Genomic DNA, 17,999 nt, shown 5'->3' on the forward strand with positions numbered 1-17,999 from the left:
ACAGTAATTATACCCCAAACCCATTAAATTAACTAATCTTTCAGATGATATTCATAAAGTCGCTGAGGTATTTTAAATATAAACAGAAACCCGAGAGTAATAACAAAAAGGCTGAGTACCTGGGATGTTGAAAGGAATAAAATTGATCCTCTGGGATCTGAACGAAAAAACTCGTTAATAAACCGGAAAATGCCGTAAGACACGAGGTAGAAACCGGTGGTAAAGCCGGGCGTTTCACTTTTTGATAAGAAGATGATGAGAACCGGCGTTAAGATAAAAAGAAATAGCGACTCGGTTAATTGAGAGGGAAAAAGACCGATGCCGGATGGTGGATAGGATCCAACGGGATAATATACAGCCCCAAATCCTTCGTAGGGAATGCCATAACAGCAGCCGTTGAAAAAGCAGCCAATCCGTCCGAAAGCTTGGGCGAGAGCGAGACAGGGGACGGCTATGTCAAAATATTTGATGGCATGAAGATGATAAATATGAGTGTAAAGAAATCCGCCCAGGATACCGCCAATAAGCCCGCCATAGAAAACGGCGCCCCCGGTGGTTAGTTTAATCAAAGCTGTTTCGGGGTTGGTAATGAAACTGGGAAGTTCGACAAGAAGATAGAGAATTTTTGCGCCTAAAATACCACCAATGATTGCAAAAAGACCAAAAAACATCGCATCCATGGTGGGAATATCATACTTTTTAGCGGTAAAAATAGCAACTAAAAATCCGGACCCAGTGCCAATAAGAAATAAAATACCAAAAGTTGGGATAGTGTAGTTTAAGATGTGAATAATGGGATACATAAGACTCCTTCCATTACCAGCCAATGATATGAGGCATGATGATAAAAAAAATAGACGATTGAAATCGTCTATCCTTGGTGCGTTTTATAGATAAGCGGCAGTACTTATACAACCAACACAAGCCACACACGCAATAAAAGCAACTGCGCATAATGATAGGCCGATAATATTGAGAACTAAACCAGCTGTAGCCATACCACTTGGGGTAAAGCCTTCTTCTTGAGATGCCTTGCGAATTTGAATTCCAAAAACCAAACCGACAATCGCGCAGACAACACCGACCAGTGCCGAATAGCCAAACCAGATACAAACCAAAGAGATGATTCCCAGTACGAGGGAAGCTGTGGCTTTGTTGCTATACTGCTCCATAAAATAGCCTCCTAAAAAATAATATAACTTGGCTTCAGAATACACTAATTAGGAAAAAATGTCAAGAATTATGCATTTCTTTTAACTTGTCAACGAGGTCAAAAGCAACGTGATTAATGGTTTGTGAACCGGCAACGAGGACTAGATCATTTTCACACAAATGGCTGGTGAGATAGTCAACGATATCCTTGAAATCCGAAATGGTTACGGTTGGAATATGGTATTTTTCCTCAATGGCTTTTTGAAGATCTTCTGAATGAATGTTCCAATCATTGCCTTCACGATCTGAATAAATATCATTGAGAATGACATAATCAGCTTTTGCAAAAGCATCGACGAAGTCATCAAAGAAGGAGTAGGTTCGGGAGTAGGTGTGGGGCTGAAATACGACCCAAAGCTTATTATGAACATAGTTCAGAGCAGCATCGATCACGACCTTTAACTCAGTAGGATGATGAGCATAGTCTTCAAAGACATTGATTCCATTGACTTCACCACGGAATTCAAACCGGCGTTTGGCACCATGAAAGCGAGCCATGGCAGCGATAGACGTTTCAACGGGAATGACCAGGAAGTCACCGCAGATAATAGCGGCCAGAGCGTCCAGGACATTGTGTTCGCCGGGAATCATCAGTTCATAATGACCATAAAAGGATTTACCTTTATAAACATCAAAGTTTGGTTTGCCCACCTTGTCGTATTGAATATTTTCAGGATGCCAGTCATTCCGGGGATTTAAACCATAGGTGACAACTGGACAGCGTAAACCTTTTACAACATCCAATACATCCTGAGAATCGCCATAGGCGATCATAAGACCATCAGCGGGTAAAATGCTTCCGAATTTATGAAAGGATTCCTTGATTTGAGGAAGGCCATTTTTAAAATAGTCCAGATGATCCTCTTCAATATTCGTAATAACCCCAATGGAGTGGGAAGTTGTCAGAAAGCTATCCACATATTCACAGGCTTCAACGACAAAATATTCCTTCGAGTCGATGATTGCGTTTCCCCCGAATTCGTCAAGTTTTCCACCGATGCTTAAACTTGGTCTCAATTCAGCATATTGCAGCATGCATGCGATCATGGATGAGGTGGTCGTCTTGCCGTGGGTACCGGAAATGGCAATGGTTTTGTTGAAAATATGGGAAAAAAGCCCTAAAAAATTCGAGCGTTCAATTTTGGGAATGTTCAAATCGGTAGCTTTAATCATATCCGGGTTATCCTCATGGATAGCGGCAGAGTAAACAACACAATCTGTGTCAGCCGGGATGTTTTCATAATTGTGTCCGATGTGTACCTTAATGCCCAGACTCTCTAATTTTTCAACATAAGACGAGGTTATCATATCAGAACCTTCAATAGAAAAACCCTGAGATAAAGACATAGAGGCGAGACCGCTCATACTGCTTCCACCAATTCCAATAAAGAATAATTTATTAATTGGTCGATTGAATTTTTTTTCAAGTTGAGATTTCAAATAATCAGCTCCTTTATTTATGGTAAAATCTTAATTATTTCTTAATGATAAATCTTAAAGTGTACATTTATTCTCAATGAATGGGTATAAAATAATCAAAAATACCATTCCAATAGCCAGAAAAACACTTTACGAAAAATTATAACACAGGTGTTTGACTTGAGTAAAGATTAAAAAAAACTTGCGCTTTTATTGAAATACGAATAAAATTATGAATATTGAGAAAAATGTTCGGATTTTAAGAAATAATCATCATAGGTGAGAAATGAAGAAAAATGAAAGAATTAGTATCATTACAAAAGTATTGTCAGACCATCCCAGTAAGGTGTTTAGTTATAGTTATTTTACCGATTTATTAGAAGTCGGGAAATCAAGTGTCTGTGAGGATGTCGCTATTGTGAAAAGTGCGATTGAGATGTCGGGATCAGGCTGTGTTGAGACTTATTCTGGCGCATCAGGGGGAGTTGTTTACCATCCCATGGTAACGAAAACCGAAGAAGAAGCGATTCTTAAAGAGATTGCTGAAATGCTTCAAGAACCTTCCCGAAAAATCCAGGGTGGATTTTTATATTACAGTGATATTCTTTCAAACCCACGCTATTCAAAAAATATTGGACGCATTATTGCTTCCAAATATGGCGATAAGGACATTGAATATGTTATAACAACAGAAACAAAGGGAATTCCAGCTGCTCTGGAAACAGCGCATTATCTGAATGTACCAATGGGCATTATCAGACGATCAAACCGTGTGACTGAAGGGGCAACGACCAGTGTCAATTATATTTCAGGGTCATCCAATAAAATAAAAACAATGTATTTAAGCAGACGTATTGATTTGACTCACAAGAAAGTCTTGATTATCGATGATTTCATGAAAGGCGGTGGAACGGCGAAGGGAATGGCTAATCTGATGGAAGAGGTTGGTGCCGAAGTGATGGGAATCTGTGTTATATTTGTCACCCGATTTCCCTTTGAAAAACTTGTGGATCATTTTAAACCGCTGATTTGGATGGATGATGAGGATACCGAAGGAACTGGAATAGGCGTTTCGCTGTATTCAGAATCTTGAAAAATGATTTGAATTAAAATCGCGGAAAATCTGAATGCCAATGACAACATAATTATTTCTGATCAGCCATACAACCAGATAAATGCAGTTATGAAATAAACAGAGTGAATTCGTTCCAATGTGATGTCTGCAAACCTGATCAAATCACGCTTTTATAATAAAAAAACAAAAATTGGTATTTCGTCTTTAGAAATTAAGATGCAAAAATTCGTCATTCTTTTTAAACCCTTTTTAAGAATGGTAGGATATGGAAAAAAGTTAAGGTTTTTGTTTTAATATTGTTGAATTTGTGGTAGTATATAGGTGTGAAATTAGACATGTGACTTTATTTCAAAGGGGGAGCTTACGAGATGGAAATAACAGACGTAAGAGTACGGAAAACGTATCCAGATGGTAAAATGAGAGCGATTGTCTCGGTTACTTTTGATGATCAATTCGTTGTTCATGATATTAAGGTAATTGAGGGGCAAAGCGGATTTTTTATTGCGATGCCCAGCCGGAAAACACCGGATGGCGAGTTTAAAGACATTGCACATCCCATAAATATGGGTACCCGTCGTGAAATGCAGGAATGCGTCCTGCGTGCTTACGAAAAGGCCATAGCAGAGGATAACCAGAAAACCAATGAAGAAGAAGCAGAAGTTGAACTAGAAGTAGATTACGAAGAAGAATAAAAGTTAAAATAAAAAAGGGAGGGTGTGCTTCCCTTTTTTTGTTGTTAACTATTAATTTATATTTGGAGGCCAAAAATGAACAAATCAAAAACAATAATCTTAGCGGCCGGCCAGGGAACACGGATGCACTCACAAAAGCCAAAGGTATTGCATCAGGTATGCGGAAAAAATATTTTGGATTATGTGGTCGAGGCAAGCAAAGAGTCTGGAATCAATGATATTGGAGTGATTGTCGGTTATCAGGCCGAGACAGTCAAGGAGAGCCTGCCTTCCGAAATCGAGACAATCCTTCAAAAAGAACAGTTGGGTACCGGACATGCTGTTTTACAAGCACTGCCGTTTTTTGATGAATTCCAGGGGAATCTAATCGTGCTGGTAGGAGACGCTCCCTTAATTAGACCGGAAACAATCAAAAGTCTCATGTTGGTGCATGAAACAAATGGCTACAGTGTTACGGTTTTAACAGCAGAATTTGATGAGCCAACCGGTTATGGTCGGATGATAAAAAATTCAGCAGCTGAGCTGATTAAAATTGTGGAAGAAAAGGATGCCTCGCCGGAAGAAAAAAAAGTAAAGGAAATCAATTCAGGGATGTATTGTTTTGATGCTCAAACGCTTATTTTTGCACTTAAAGAGCTCCAAACAGATAATGTTCAGGGTGAATATTATCTAACTGACATTATCGAAATTATGAGAAAAATGGGAAAAACTGCCGGGACTTATACGACTCCGGATTATGAAGACATTCAGGCAATTAATTCGAAAAGTCAACTTGCTGAGGCTGAAGCTGTTATGCGAAGGCGGATTAATCGAAAACTGATGGATTCTGGTGTGACCATGATTGATCCGGCAACCACCTATATCAGCAGTCAATCGATAGTGGGTCAAGACACCATTCTATATCCCGGGGTAATCCTTGAGGGTGAGACCGCTATTGGCAGGGATTGTACAATTGGCGCAAACAGCCGTTTGGTGAATGCAAAAATCGGAAACAGCGTGTCGATTCAGCACGCCACTATTTTGGATAGCGATGTGGATGATGATACAAACGTTGGTCCTTATGCCTATATTCGTCCCGGCAGTCATATCGGCAAACATTGCAAGGTTGGAGATTTTGTAGAAGTTAAAAATTCCACCATGGCGGACGGCGCAAAAGCCGCGCATTTAACCTATATTGGAGATGGTGACGTGGGTGAGAATGTGAACCTTGGCTGCGGAACTGTTTTTGTGAACTATGACGGAAAGAAAAAATACCGAACGGTTGTTGAAAAGGGCGCTTTCGTGGGGTGCAACACCAACCTCATTGCTCCCGTAACCGTCAAAGAAGGGGCATACATCGCGGCCGGATCGACCATTACTGATGATGTCCCGGAAGAAAGCCTGGCGATCGCCAGAGCCAGACAGGTTAATAAGGTTGGCTATTTAAAAAATAAGTAGACACCATAAAAAAAATATAGAAAAAGAGAAAATTAAGAAGAGGTATGAAACGTATGGATGGAAAGTATAGTGGAATTAAGATTATTGCCGGAAACTCAAATCTTGCACTGGCCAAGGAAATTGCCGAGTATCTGGAGATACAATTATGTAATGCTGAGGTTGTCAGATTCAGTGACGGCGAAATTTCAATCAATGTTAATGAATCGGTTCGTGGTGCGGATGTCTTTATTATTCAATCGACCGGAACCCCTGTTAACGAAAATTTAATGGAATTGCTAATTCTGATTGATTCGATGAAGCGTGCTTCGGCCGGGCGAATTAATGCGGTAATGCCTTATTATGGGTATGCCAGACAGGATCGCAAGGCAAAATCAAGAGATCCGATTACGGCAAAATTAGTGGCCAATCTTTTGACAACGGCGGGAGCCGATCGCGTTATCACCATGGATCTTCACTCAAACCAAATTCAGGGATTCTTCGATATTCCATTGGATCATTTGTCAGGGAGTGGACTGATTACAGAATACTACCGAGACAAAAATTTGGAGAATATGGTAGTCGTATCACCGGATGCAGGAAGTGTTAAGCGTTCACGAAAATTGGCCAGATCCTTAAATTGTTCATTTGCGATTATTGATAAAGAACGTCCCCGTCCTAATGAAACAGCGGTTATGAATGTTATCGGGGATGTTAAAGGGAAAAATTGTATCTTAATCGATGATATGATTGACACTGCAGGGACTATAACAAGTGGGGCCAATGCCTTGGTTGAACTTGGTGCTAATTCCGTATTTGCCGCTTGCAGCCATGGCGTGTTTTCGGGCCCGGCTATTCAGCGGATCCAGGATTCAGCCATTGAAGAATTAGTAACCCTGAATACCCTGGTTATTCCAAAGGAAAAACAGATTGAAAAAATCAAAATTCTATCCACCGGAACTCTTTTTGGCCGTGCCATTGATTATGTACATTTTGGACGTTCTTTAAGTAAGCTTTTTGTGGGAAGATACGCTTAGGATAAAAACCATGTATCTGATTGCGGGATTGGGAAACATTGGCAAAGAATATGATGGGACCCGACATAATATTGGTTTTGAAGTCATTGATTATCTCAGTGAAAAAAAAGGTATATCAGTAAAAAAGAAAGAACAGAATGGTCTTACCGGTGTTTATCGCGAGTTTGGAGAAAAGATCCTGCTGGCCAAACCGACGACATTCATGAATAACAGCGGGCTTTGTATCGCCGGTCTGGTGAATTTCTATCAAGTGCCTTTAGAAAATCTGCTTATAATTTACGACGATATTGATTTGGCAATTGGGGATGTGCGAATAAGGCAGCGGGGCAGTGCCGGAACCCATAATGGCATGCGTTCCATTATCCAGAGTTTGGGAAGTCAGGATTTTCCGAGAATTCGGATTGGTACCGGCAGACCAAAAGAAGGCGCCGATTTAGTTCATTTTGTGTTAGGGCATTTTGCAAAAAGCGAAATCCCATTAATGGAAAGTGCCGTGATGGAAGCGGTTAAAGGGATTGACTATTTTGTAAAGGACGGAGTTGACCTGGCAATGAATCAGGTCAACGTCCGAAGAAAAAAAGAAGAAACGGATCATTTGGAAAATTGAAAATAATGAAGAGCGCGTAAAAGATATAGAACAGTCATGGGCCCGGGTTGAGAAACCTGGGCTATCCGTGTTTTATGAATGAGAGAAGTGACAAATGGAATTACTTTATCAAAACCTTATGAAGGTAGAAAAAATACAAACAATCATCAATCACCTGTCTGACGGAGAAATAATTAATCTTTCCAATATGAATGGTGGTTTTAAAGAAGTTCTTACCGGCCAGGTTTTTCACCATGCCAGTGAGCGGATTCTTTATGTAACAGCAACGGACTATCAGGCCCAAAAAGTGACTCAGGAGTTGGAAACAATTCTGCCGCAAAAAGTGCTTTATTTTCCCATGGAACCCATCCATGATTATTTTGCTGATGTTCACAGCCGCGAGATTAGTCAGCAACGATTGAAAGTGTTTGAAAAAATACTGTCCGACGAAAAATTTGTCGTGGTAGTGGGGGCCGAAACACTTTTGAAAAAATTGATGCCCCGGAAAGAATTTGAAGCACTGGGCTTTTCCTTGTCTTTGGAGGATACTTGTGATCCGGTGGAATTAACAAACCGTCTTTTTGAGTTGGGATATGAAGCCGTTTCTCAAGTTGAAGCAAAGGGACAGGTTGCTCGCCGCGGTGGGATTATTGATGTTTTTCCGCCAACCGGGGTTCAAGCCTATCGGATTGATTTCTTTGGGGATACCGTTGAGTCAATTCGAAGTTTTGATCCGGAGACGCAATTGTCGACGCATAACCTTGAAGAAGTAACAATATTTCCGGGACGGGAAATTATTCTTAAAGAGGATGAACGAAAAAAGGCGTTAAAACAAATTAAAAAAAGTTATCATGAAAATATTGAATATATCGGGTTGATTGAACGGATTAACGAGGATCCAACTGGACATGATGAAACCTTATTTTCTTTTGCGAAAACCGATGCGTCGCTGCTGGATTATTTGGCAGAGTGTCTTGTTATTTGGGATGAACCGCCCCGGATAAAAGAAGCCCAGGGAATTTTTCAAAAAAAGTTACAAAGCGATCTTGAAATTTTGATGCGGGATTACTTGATGTTTCCGGAAGAAAAGAATAAATTTTATTCGTTTTCGAAAATTGAAAAATTGTTGGAAAAACAAACCCAATTAAAATACCATTTATTTGCATCCCGGGGGAAAAAAGGAATATCTCTGGACATGGGGGTGAAAGACAATGACTCATTTTTAGGGCAGCTGCCACTGTTTATTGAATTCATAAAAAAACAGCTGGATAAGGATGCAATCATTCATTTACGGGCTCGGGATGCAGCGGGTTTGGAAAAACTAAAACAATTATTCGCAGAGGCAGAGATTTATCGCTTTACCAATGATGTTTTACCCGGCATTCAGCTATCAATCGGGGAAATAAGCGGTGGATTTGAACTCCCTGAAGAGGAATTGGTTTGTATCAATCAAAGTGAAATAATAAAGAAATCCGGCCGGGATAAGAAGCGTCGACGGAAAAAAGGCCGAAAAATAGATTCGTTTACGCAACTGAACCAGGGCGATTTTGTGGTTCATGATACCCATGGGATTGGAATTTACCGCGGCATTGAGCAATTGAAAATTGATGAAACCATCAAAGATCTGATGGTCATTGAATATGCCAATGATGCCCGCTTTTATTGCCCGGTGGACCAAATGGATGCTATTCAGGTTTACGTGGGCACTGGCGAGAAGAAACCTAAGATTAATCAACTGGGAACCAATGACTGGAGTAAGTCAAAATCCCGGGTAAAGGCGGCTGTCGCAGAGATGGCAGATGAATTGATTGTTTTGTATGCCAAAAGACAAAGCCTGACGGGATATGCCTTTGGCCCTGATTCCAGTTGGCAAAGGGAGTTTGAGGAGTCTTTTCCGCATGAGGAAACCAATGACCAGCTTCAGGCCGTGGAAGAAATCAAGGCCGATATGGAATCGACCCGTCCCATGGATCGTTTGCTTTGCGGAGACGTGGGCTACGGAAAAACCGAGGTAGCGCTTCGAGCTGTTTTCAAGGCGGTTATGGAAGGCAAACAAGTGGCTTTTTTAGTACCGACAACCATTCTGGCGCAACAGCATTATCAAACCGTCATGGATCGATTTAAAAAGTATCCGGTGAATGTTGGAGTCCTCAGTCGTTTTAGAACAAAAACGGAACAGGAGAAGACCATCAAGGAATTGGCGGTGGGTCAAATTGATTTGGTTATCGGAACCCATCGTCTTTTATCAAAAGATGTGAAGTTCAAGGATCTGGGCTTACTTGTGGTTGACGAGGAACAACGTTTCGGAGTGGGGCATAAAGAACGCATTAAGCAACTAAAAGAAAATGTTGATGTCCTAACCCTGAGTGCGACACCCATTCCCAGAACCCTGCACATGTCAATGATCGGGGTAAGGGATATGAGTGTCATCGATGAACCGCCAGCCGGACGGCGGCCGGTTTTAACCTATGTGATGGAATTTAATGAGGCCATTGTTAAAGATGCCATTGAAAGGGAACTGGGGAGAAAGGGACAGGTATACTTTGTCCATAACCGAATTCATGATATTTTTGAAGTGGCCAGAAAAATTCAAAAATTAGTCCCGGAAGCTCGAATTGTGGTGGCTCATGGACGGATGACGGGATCTGAACTGGAAGACATTATGGTGGACTTTCTCGAGTATAATTATGATGTCCTGGTGACAACCACGATTATCGAGTCGGGATTGGATATTAAGAACGCCAACACCCTTATTATCGATAATGGAGATTATATGGGCCTTTCACAATTGTATCAATTGCGCGGCCGGGTTGGCCGGTCTGATGTTCAAGGCTATACGTATGTGACCCATCGACCCAAGGTGCTTTCAGAACTGTCTCAGAAGCGTTTAAAAGCAATCAAGGATTTTACGGCTTTTGGTTCGGGATTTAAAATTGCTCTTCGTGATTTAGAAATCAGGGGAGCTGGAAATATTTTGGGATCAGCTCAATCAGGCAACCTTGCAACCATTGGTTATGAACTTTATTGTCGGATTCTGGATGAAGCCGTCAATGAGCGTTTAGGCAATGAACCAGAGTACCCGGTCAGCGAACTCATTATCAATTTAAATGTCAGCAGCTATATTCCAGAGAATTTTATTTCGGATGAAGAGCTTAAGTATGATATCTATAAAAAATTATCCTATGTTAAATCGGCAGAAGATTATGAGGACTTGGAAGATGAACTGTTAGACCGCTTTGGAGAAATTCCCGATGGAGTCTACAATCTTATGGCCCTGGCGATGATTAAACACTTAGGAAAATCGCTGGGAATAACTGAAATCCGGGAAAGAGGAAATAGTGTTTTATTCACTTTCAACAATAACCGGGATATCCCAATTCCGGATCCGGAATTAATAAAACAGCTTTTTGAAAAATATAATATAAAATTCAATGCCGGAAAAAGGGACCAGGTACGCTGGAAGATCTTATTAAAACACGAAAAGGATCAGACCTATTTAAGTGAGCTTGGCAAATTTCTTTCAATTGCTGCGGCAGCAAAGAATTAAGGTAAAAAGCTGTTGTTTTATGTTAAACTGTCCAAGATTATTAATAATATTAAGGAGAATTACATGGAAAAGAAAAGATTTAGAAGCGTATCCCTGCTGCTGATTGGGGTTGTCCTCATCGGTATACTGGCTAGCGGATGCAGCTTAGTTAAAGTGGATCCTGAAAAGGATAAAAAGCAGGTGGTAGCGGAAGTTGATGGAACACCAATATTGAAAGAAAGCTTTAATAACTATATGGCCTATTATCAAATGTATTATGATGCAAGCAGCAAGACTTTTCCGACTGGCGCTGACTTGAAGACGTTAAGAACGGATATTTTGAATGATCTGGTTCGGGTCAACACCTTGACTGCTCAGGCGAAAAAGGATGGCGTCACGATTGATGAAGCCACGATCTCTGCCAATGCAGATAGCATGATAAGCAGTTTAAAAACATCGCTTGGCGATGATAAATATGCTTCTGAGCTGGCCGCTTACAACACCGACGCAACTTCCTTTGAAGCTTTTATGAAGGATTTTCTGATCGATTACAGCTATTCAAGCACTCAGGAAACAAATTATGCCAATGCTTTGAAAGCTGATCCCAGCAAAGAGTTGAATACTGTCGTTGGAAAAATTGGTGATGATGATGTAAAAAAAGATATTTATAACTATCGTTTGGCCAATGAAGAATTAACAACCTATTATCAGACTCAGAAAGCTTTGGCAACGGATGCGGCAACAATGAAGACGACCAACCAGACGATTTTTAATACGATTGCGGAACAAAAAGCCATGATGAAATATGCAGAGGAAAACAATATCACTCCAAATCAAGCTGATATTGATAATTACATCACGACTCAGGATGCTTTCTTGAATTATATGCTCTCAGGAGATGCCAATTTACAGTCATTTCTGGATGCAAAATATCTCACCGTCGCTCAGTTCCGCGACTTTGAAAAACAGGAGGCCACCGCTTCAGCGACTGTCATGGCCATCCAGGCAAGTTTGAAAGACTCCATAAAAGTGACAGACAAGGAGATTCAAACGTATTACGATGATAATAAGAAGTCGTATGATACCAGTACGGTTTCAGCAAAACATATTTTAACCACCGACCAGGCACTGGCAGATCAGATTTATGCAGAAGCAAAAGATGTCAAAACATCAGAAGAATTTGATGCAATTATGGCAAAATACAAGGGCACAGATGGCGTTCAGGATGCTTCAGATTTAGGCGCATTTACTTATGGCTCGATGGTAGCAGAGTTTTCGAATGCTGCCTTTAATATGGATGTCAACACAGTTAGTGAGCCGGTAAAATCAAGTTACGGCTACCATGTTATTTTTGTCTACGGCAAAACACAAGGTACAGTTGCATCAATGGAAGATAAAAAAGACGAAATAACAGCAGCACTTAAAAGTGAAAAGGTCACAGATGAATACACGAAACTTAAGGATAAACTTGTTGCTAAAACAAAAATCACTATCTATGACATCATATCACCGGCAGATGCCTATGTTAATCAGCTTAAAACAGATTTAAACGTAAAAGTTTATGAAAAAAGAATTTAAATAAGCACATTGATAAACTCGTCCTGCAGACAATGATTTACGATTGTCTCCAGGACTTGCTTTTGCATTTTGTCGACAGTCTAAAAGCACTTATCCCAGCACTGATATTCAGTGCTTTTTCATTGCGCTGTTACAGCGAAAAGGATATAATAAAAAAATCTGCAAAGACAAAGGTCAATCATCGGGTTGTGCAGAAAAAAATAAAGAGGTTTATTTATGTCTGAGAAAAAATCAAGTTATTTAAAAGGCGCTACTATTTTAGCGGCAGCAGGTATCTTATCTAGGCTGCTGGGCCTTTTTTTTAAAATTCCATTGTATCAATTGGTTGGAAGTTATGGGAATGGAATCTATGGAAATGTCACCAATATATATAATTTATTATTAATGGTATCAACGGTTGGTTTTCCGTTGGCAATCTCAAAAATGGTTTCTGAAAATATAGCCAAGAAGGAGTATGCAACGGCTCATCGGGTGTTTAAACTTTCAATGATGGCACTGGTAGTATTAGGCGGTGCTTCGACATTGTTCTTATTTTTTGGCGCCGAATGGATTGTTAAAACGGCACACTGGACATCGGAAAGTTACCCGGCAATTGTAGCGATTGCCTTATCACCTTTCTTTATATCCATTTGCTCTGCTTACAGAGGCTTTTTTCAAGGTTTTCAAATTATGACGCCAACAGCTATTTCACAAATTGTCGAACAGATTATCCGCGTCTTCTTAGGTGTGATTTTATGTTGGTTTTTAGTCAGCAATTTTGGTATCGGTCTGGGGGTCGGAGGAGCCGTATTTGGAGCCACGGCAGGAGGAATTGTCGCCACCGCCTTTTTAAGCTATCTTTATCATAGTTTTGCAACAAAAAACAAACGTCTTTTAAAAACGCGAACAAGAAGGCGACAGCGTTCCAATCGATGGCTTTTTAAAAGATTGGTTATCATTTCTATTCCAGTTACATTAACATCAGCTTTAGTTTCACTGTTTTCAACCATTGACTCATTTATTTATGTTTCACGTTTAGGGGTAGCGGGTTTTAATGAAGTGACTGCCACCATGATGTTTGGAGATTTCACTAATGCCGAACAGCTCATTAACATCCCGTTGATTTTAAGCGGAACGTTGGCAGTGGCCATGATCCCGACGATTTCCGAATCATTTGTTCGTCGTGACCGTAAAGAAGTGAATCAGAAGATAATGTTGTCTATTCGCATTATTTTATTACTGGCATTTCCTTGCTGTATTGGTTTATCGGTGCTTTCATATGGAATATTTGACTTGCTTTTCCCGGGGGCTCCTTATGGCGGAGCCATTTTGAGCACTTTTTCCTATGCAACTATTTTCATGATGCTGTCGAATACCTTTCAGAGTGTCCTTCAGTCCATTGATCGCTTTCGGATACCCCTTATTAACCTGGGCGTGGCCATCATCATTCGTTTTATTACCGGGTGGATATTTCTTTCTATTCCGGCGTTTAACATCCAGGGCATCGTTATCAGCAGTATGATAACCTTTGGTTATTTAACCGTGGCAAACTTTCTTTCAGTAAAACGCTTTACTGGAGTAAAAATTGACTTTTTCCATATGCTCATTAAGCCATTGTTCGCGGCTGTTATCATGGGATTTATAACACATTTGGCCTATACGGGAGTAGCATTGATTTTAGGCAGATTTATGGGGATCTTAGTTGCTCTGATTGTTGGGGCGCTGGTTTATTCTGTTATTATGATTTTAATAAATGGAATTACAGAAGAGGAAATTTTATACCTTCCTGGAAGTCAGAAATTGCTGGTTGTGTACAATCGTATTAACGGGCTTATCCCGGGAAGAAAAAACAATCATATTCATAACCGGAGATGATTAAGAAAGGATGTTTTAGAGATGTCACAAATTGATATTGTGGGCTTAGGCCCCGGAAATCCAGGTCATATGACACTGGAAACATTAAAATTACTAAAAAATAAAAATCGAAATTTCTTCAGAACAGAAATTCATCCGGTGATGGATTTTATTCGGGAAGAAGAAATTGTTTATGAAAGTTTTGACCATTATTATGAAACTGAAGATTCTTTTGAGGCTGTTTATAATAAGATCGTTAATGAACTTTTGTCAGTGGTGAAAACCGGTGAAAATATTGTTTATGCGGTTCCGGGAAATCCTCTGTTTGGGGAAAAAACAGTGGTAAAACTGATTGAAACAGCAAAAATTCAGGGAATTGATTATCGTATTTATCCCGGAGTTAGTTTTGTAGATGTAACCATGAATGCTCTTGAAGAGGATCCTATTCAGGGAATTGAAATTTTAGATGCCTTTGATTGCATCAAGAGTCCTCCAGACCCTCAGAAGGGTGTTTTGGTGACGCAGGTGTATGATAATCATATCGCTTCCGAGTTGAAGCTTGGATTAATGGAACAGTATGATCCGGAAAAAAAGGTGATTCTGCTAATAAATTCGGGAATTCCGGGTAAGGAAATAGCCCAGAAAATCTGCCTTTATGAGCTGGATCGAATGGATGCCATCAATCATCTCACCAGCCTTTATATACCAGCGGAAAAAGACGCTTATTTGGGATTTAACGGGACCCTTGAGATGATGAAAACCCTGCGAAGCGAGGAAGGATGTTCCTGGGATCGGGCTCAAACACATGAAAGTTTAAAAAGTTACCTTCTTGAGGAAAGTTACGAAGTTTTAGAAGCCATCGACAATGAAGACTGGGATAATTTAGCTGAAGAATTAGGTGATGTGCTATTTCAAATCGTCTTTCATGCCGAAATTGCCAGTGAAAAAAATCGCTTTTCGATGAATCAGGTGATTAGTGGAATTAATCAAAAAATGATCAGAAGACATCCCCATGTTTTTATGGATAAAATGGAATTTGATCCTGACGAAGTTGAAACAAACTGGGATGCCATTAAACGCTTGGAAAAAGGAGAAACGGATCTTTCGGGAGAAGCGGATAGCCATAAAATTTCTTCAGAAATGAAAAGTATGCCGAAAACATTCCCCGCGCTAATGGAGGCATATAAGGTTCAGAAAAAAGCGGCGAAAATCGGATTCGATTGGGAAACGGCATCCCTGGCATTGGAAAAAGTTGATGAAGAAATGGAAGAATTGCGAGAAGCGCTAGAGGAAAATCAGCAAGAAAATATTGAAGAAGAACTGGGAGATTTGCTTTTTTCTATCGTAAATGTAGCTCGGCTGCTTAGAATTCAGCCGGAGATTGTCTTAAGAAATGCGACGCAAAAATTTATTCATCGCTTTGAAAAAATGGAAATAATCGCAAGTCAAGAGAAAAAAACCTTAAAAAACTATAATTTTGATCAATTGGATGCTATTTGGAACCGGGTAAAAGGGCTTTGAGAGTGGAAAAAGTCGAAAAAAGCAAAAAATACTTGTGTTTTACGTATGAACGAGCTTATAATATATCACATAGAATACTGGAAACTATCAGATGGAGGAAAAAATGAACAAATCAGAATTAATTGCCCAAATGGCAGAAAAGTCAGGTTTATCAAAAAAAGATTCAGAGAAGGCCCTAGGTGCTTTTCTAGACACTGTTGTTGAAACCTTGAAAAATGGAGACAAGGTATCATTGGTTGGATTTGGAACTTTTGAGGTAAGAGAACGTGCGGCTCGCACAGGTCTTAATCCGCGAACAAAAGAACCCATCGAAATAGCAGCCTCTAAAGCCCCTGGCTTTAAAGCAGGCAAAGGCTTTAAAGATGAAGTTAACAATAAGAACAACAAGTAAGTAATGATACAGAAGCCAGGGCCTTGCTCTGGCTTTTTGTTTTTTTCGTGAAAACGACGAAGTTTTTTGATTTAGGGAAAAATAATAGAGGCACGCATGAGAATTGATAAATTTTTAAAGAATGCAAGGATAATTAAACGAAGGACTGTTGGTAAAGATGCCTGTGATGGCGGACGCGTTTCCATTAACGGTAAAGTTGCGAAACCGGGAGATCAGGTGTCGCCAGGAGATATTATTACCATCCGTTATGGAGATGGCGAGCAGAAGGTGGAAGTTTTGGAGATATTAGAACATGCTCCTAAGGAACGCGCTGCCGATATGTATCGGGAATTATAAATGGCTGCAATTAAAATGGAGAATGGAATATGAACGAAAAAACAAAAAGAGTTATTCAAAAACGTCTTCTAAGGATACTGATCATCGTATGCATAGTGGGTTTTACAATATATCTTTTTGCCAGCAATGCGGCGACGCTATATGAGCTAGAACAACAAAAAACCCAAATTGCACAACAAATTGAAGATGAAAAAGTTCGAAGCAATCAATTAGATGTACAGGTTAAACAAATGGGCAGCAAATTTTATGTTGAGTATTTTGCGCGCAAATATCTGGGTTTATACTATCCAGATGAAACGATCATAATTGTGGATACACAGTAAAGAAGCTTCAGAAAGTGATGGGCTAACGGTTGAATAGTGATACTAAAAATACGAAAAAAAAACAGATAAATGAAAAACAACATTTGGCAGTTATTGATATTGGAACTAATTCTACGAGAATGCTTATTTTTAGAAATTGCGAAGGCAAACTGATTCGCGTAAATAAGTCAGTTCGATATACAAGAATGGGACAAGGTGTGAACCAGACCGGCCGATTACATCCAGATGCGGAAAAGCGAAATTTCGAAGCGCTGGAAGAATTTAAGACCATTGCCGAAGATTATCATGTGACAGATTTTTATCTATTCGGTACCAGCGCCATGCGGGATGCTGAAAACACCGAAAATTACACCGCCTATATAAGAGAAAAGCTGGGACTTAATATTGAGGTTATCTCAGGAGAGGCTGAAGCTGAACTTGGATTTGTCGGCGTTTCCCAATGTTTTGATGACAAAATACTTATTTTTGATATTGGCGGAGGAAGCACAGAATTTATTTATGGAGAAAATAATGAAATAAAAAAAATGATGAGTCTAAATTTAGGCTGTGTCCGATGTACCGAAGAATATTTATTTTCCGATCCACCGACTGTTCAGGAATTGGAACAAATGAATGAACGGATTTATTCGGAATTTGTAAAAAGAACTAAAGATTTTCTGCCGACAAAACCATATAAACTGATCGGCATTGGCGGTACCGCCACAAGTCTTTCAACCATTAAGCAGGAACTAAAGATCTATGACAGTGAGAAGGTTCATAAGAGCACGATTACCAAAGACGAGCTGGAAGTCATGATTGACAATTTGTCCGGTAAAACCATCCAAGAACGACAAAATATTGTAGGACTAGAGGCGAAAAGAGCTGACATTATTCTTGCCGGCGCATTATTATTGTTAAATATTTTTAAAATCACCGGAGAAAACAGTTTCACAGTCTGTGATTATGACAATCTTGAAGGCGCCGCATACCGCCATTTTGTCATGAAAATGAAATAAATAAAAAAATAATTTTAAAAAGCTTGACTTTGCATTTTTGTGGGAGTATAATAACACTTGTC

General features: G+C 39.8%; 16 protein-coding genes. 13 read left to right on the forward strand and 3 right to left on the reverse strand.

The genetic code is table 11. The features are described from left to right. Nucleotides 1-32: 32 nt before the first annotated feature. From FZC41_RS00805 to murC, 3 genes are all read right to left on the reverse strand, one after another. Nucleotides 33-803, reverse strand: coding sequence for a prolipoprotein diacylglyceryl transferase (locus FZC41_RS00805; RefSeq protein WP_148565487.1), 771 nt, complete (start codon nucleotides 801-803; stop codon nucleotides 33-35). Between the two features lie 84 nt (nucleotides 804-887). Further along, nucleotides 888-1,172 carry a DUF4190 domain-containing protein gene (locus FZC41_RS00810; RefSeq protein WP_148565488.1) on the reverse strand — a complete coding sequence of 95 codons (285 nt, stop codon included), beginning with the start codon at nucleotides 1,170-1,172 and terminating at the stop codon, nucleotides 888-890. A gap of 61 nt (nucleotides 1,173-1,233) precedes the next feature. Further along, a complete protein-coding gene (gene murC, locus FZC41_RS00815; protein ID WP_148565489.1) occupies nucleotides 1,234-2,652 on the reverse strand; it encodes a UDP-N-acetylmuramate--L-alanine ligase in 1,419 nt (472 codons plus the stop codon). A gap of 265 nt (nucleotides 2,653-2,917) precedes the next feature. On the opposite strand from murC, the gene purR reads away from it, so the two are divergent. From purR to FZC41_RS00880, 13 genes are all read left to right on the forward strand, one after another. After that, the gene (purR, locus tag FZC41_RS00820; RefSeq protein WP_148565490.1) at nucleotides 2,918-3,724 is read left to right on the forward strand and encodes a pur operon repressor; all 807 of its coding nucleotides are present in this window, start codon (nucleotides 2,918-2,920) and stop codon (nucleotides 3,722-3,724) included. Between the two features lie 350 nt (nucleotides 3,725-4,074). Further along, nucleotides 4,075-4,398, forward strand: a complete 324-nt coding sequence (spoVG, locus tag FZC41_RS00825) for a septation regulator SpoVG (RefSeq protein ID WP_148565491.1) — start codon at nucleotides 4,075-4,077, stop codon at nucleotides 4,396-4,398. Nucleotides 4,399-4,473: 75 nt separating this feature from the next. After that, nucleotides 4,474-5,835, forward strand: coding sequence for a bifunctional UDP-N-acetylglucosamine diphosphorylase/glucosamine-1-phosphate N-acetyltransferase GlmU (gene glmU / locus FZC41_RS00830; protein ID WP_148565492.1), 1,362 nt, complete (start codon nucleotides 4,474-4,476; stop codon nucleotides 5,833-5,835). 53 nt (nucleotides 5,836-5,888) lie between these two features. Continuing rightward, complete coding sequence (locus FZC41_RS00835) at nucleotides 5,889-6,848, forward strand: ribose-phosphate diphosphokinase (RefSeq protein WP_148565714.1); 960 nt, start codon at nucleotides 5,889-5,891, stop codon at nucleotides 6,846-6,848. 10 nt (nucleotides 6,849-6,858) lie between these two features. Continuing rightward, complete coding sequence (gene pth, locus FZC41_RS00840) at nucleotides 6,859-7,455, forward strand: aminoacyl-tRNA hydrolase (protein WP_148565493.1); 597 nt, start codon at nucleotides 6,859-6,861, stop codon at nucleotides 7,453-7,455. Between the two features lie 94 nt (nucleotides 7,456-7,549). After that, complete coding sequence (mfd, locus tag FZC41_RS00845) at nucleotides 7,550-10,981, forward strand: transcription-repair coupling factor (RefSeq protein WP_148565494.1); 3,432 nt, start codon at nucleotides 7,550-7,552, stop codon at nucleotides 10,979-10,981. A 63-nt stretch (nucleotides 10,982-11,044) separates the two neighbouring features. Then, entirely contained in the window at nucleotides 11,045-12,538 is a 1,494-nt protein-coding gene (locus tag FZC41_RS00850; RefSeq protein ID WP_148565495.1) for a SurA N-terminal domain-containing protein, read from the forward strand. A 216-nt stretch (nucleotides 12,539-12,754) separates the two neighbouring features. Beyond that, nucleotides 12,755-14,392, forward strand: a complete 1,638-nt coding sequence (locus FZC41_RS00855; RefSeq protein ID WP_148565496.1) for a putative polysaccharide biosynthesis protein — start codon at nucleotides 12,755-12,757, stop codon at nucleotides 14,390-14,392. 21 nt (nucleotides 14,393-14,413) lie between these two features. Continuing rightward, nucleotides 14,414-15,892 carry a bifunctional methyltransferase/pyrophosphohydrolase YabN gene (gene yabN / locus FZC41_RS00860; protein WP_148565497.1) on the forward strand — a complete coding sequence of 493 codons (1,479 nt, stop codon included), beginning with the start codon at nucleotides 14,414-14,416 and terminating at the stop codon, nucleotides 15,890-15,892. Between the two features lie 91 nt (nucleotides 15,893-15,983). Continuing rightward, nucleotides 15,984-16,283, forward strand: coding sequence for an HU family DNA-binding protein (locus tag FZC41_RS00865; protein WP_311135680.1), 300 nt, complete (start codon nucleotides 15,984-15,986; stop codon nucleotides 16,281-16,283). A gap of 96 nt (nucleotides 16,284-16,379) precedes the next feature. After that, complete coding sequence (locus FZC41_RS00870) at nucleotides 16,380-16,619, forward strand: RNA-binding S4 domain-containing protein (RefSeq protein WP_148565499.1); 240 nt, start codon at nucleotides 16,380-16,382, stop codon at nucleotides 16,617-16,619. A 29-nt stretch (nucleotides 16,620-16,648) separates the two neighbouring features. After that, nucleotides 16,649-16,942, forward strand: coding sequence for an FtsB family cell division protein (locus FZC41_RS00875; protein ID WP_148565500.1), 294 nt, complete (start codon nucleotides 16,649-16,651; stop codon nucleotides 16,940-16,942). A gap of 29 nt (nucleotides 16,943-16,971) precedes the next feature. After that, nucleotides 16,972-17,937 carry a Ppx/GppA phosphatase family protein gene (locus FZC41_RS00880; protein WP_243136617.1) on the forward strand — a complete coding sequence of 322 codons (966 nt, stop codon included), beginning with the start codon at nucleotides 16,972-16,974 and terminating at the stop codon, nucleotides 17,935-17,937. Nucleotides 17,938-17,999: the final 62 nt, after the last annotated feature.

The sequence above is a fragment of the Acetobacterium paludosum genome, assembly GCF_008086595.1.
Classification (GTDB): Bacteria; Bacillota; Clostridia; order Eubacteriales; family Eubacteriaceae; genus Acetobacterium; species Acetobacterium paludosum.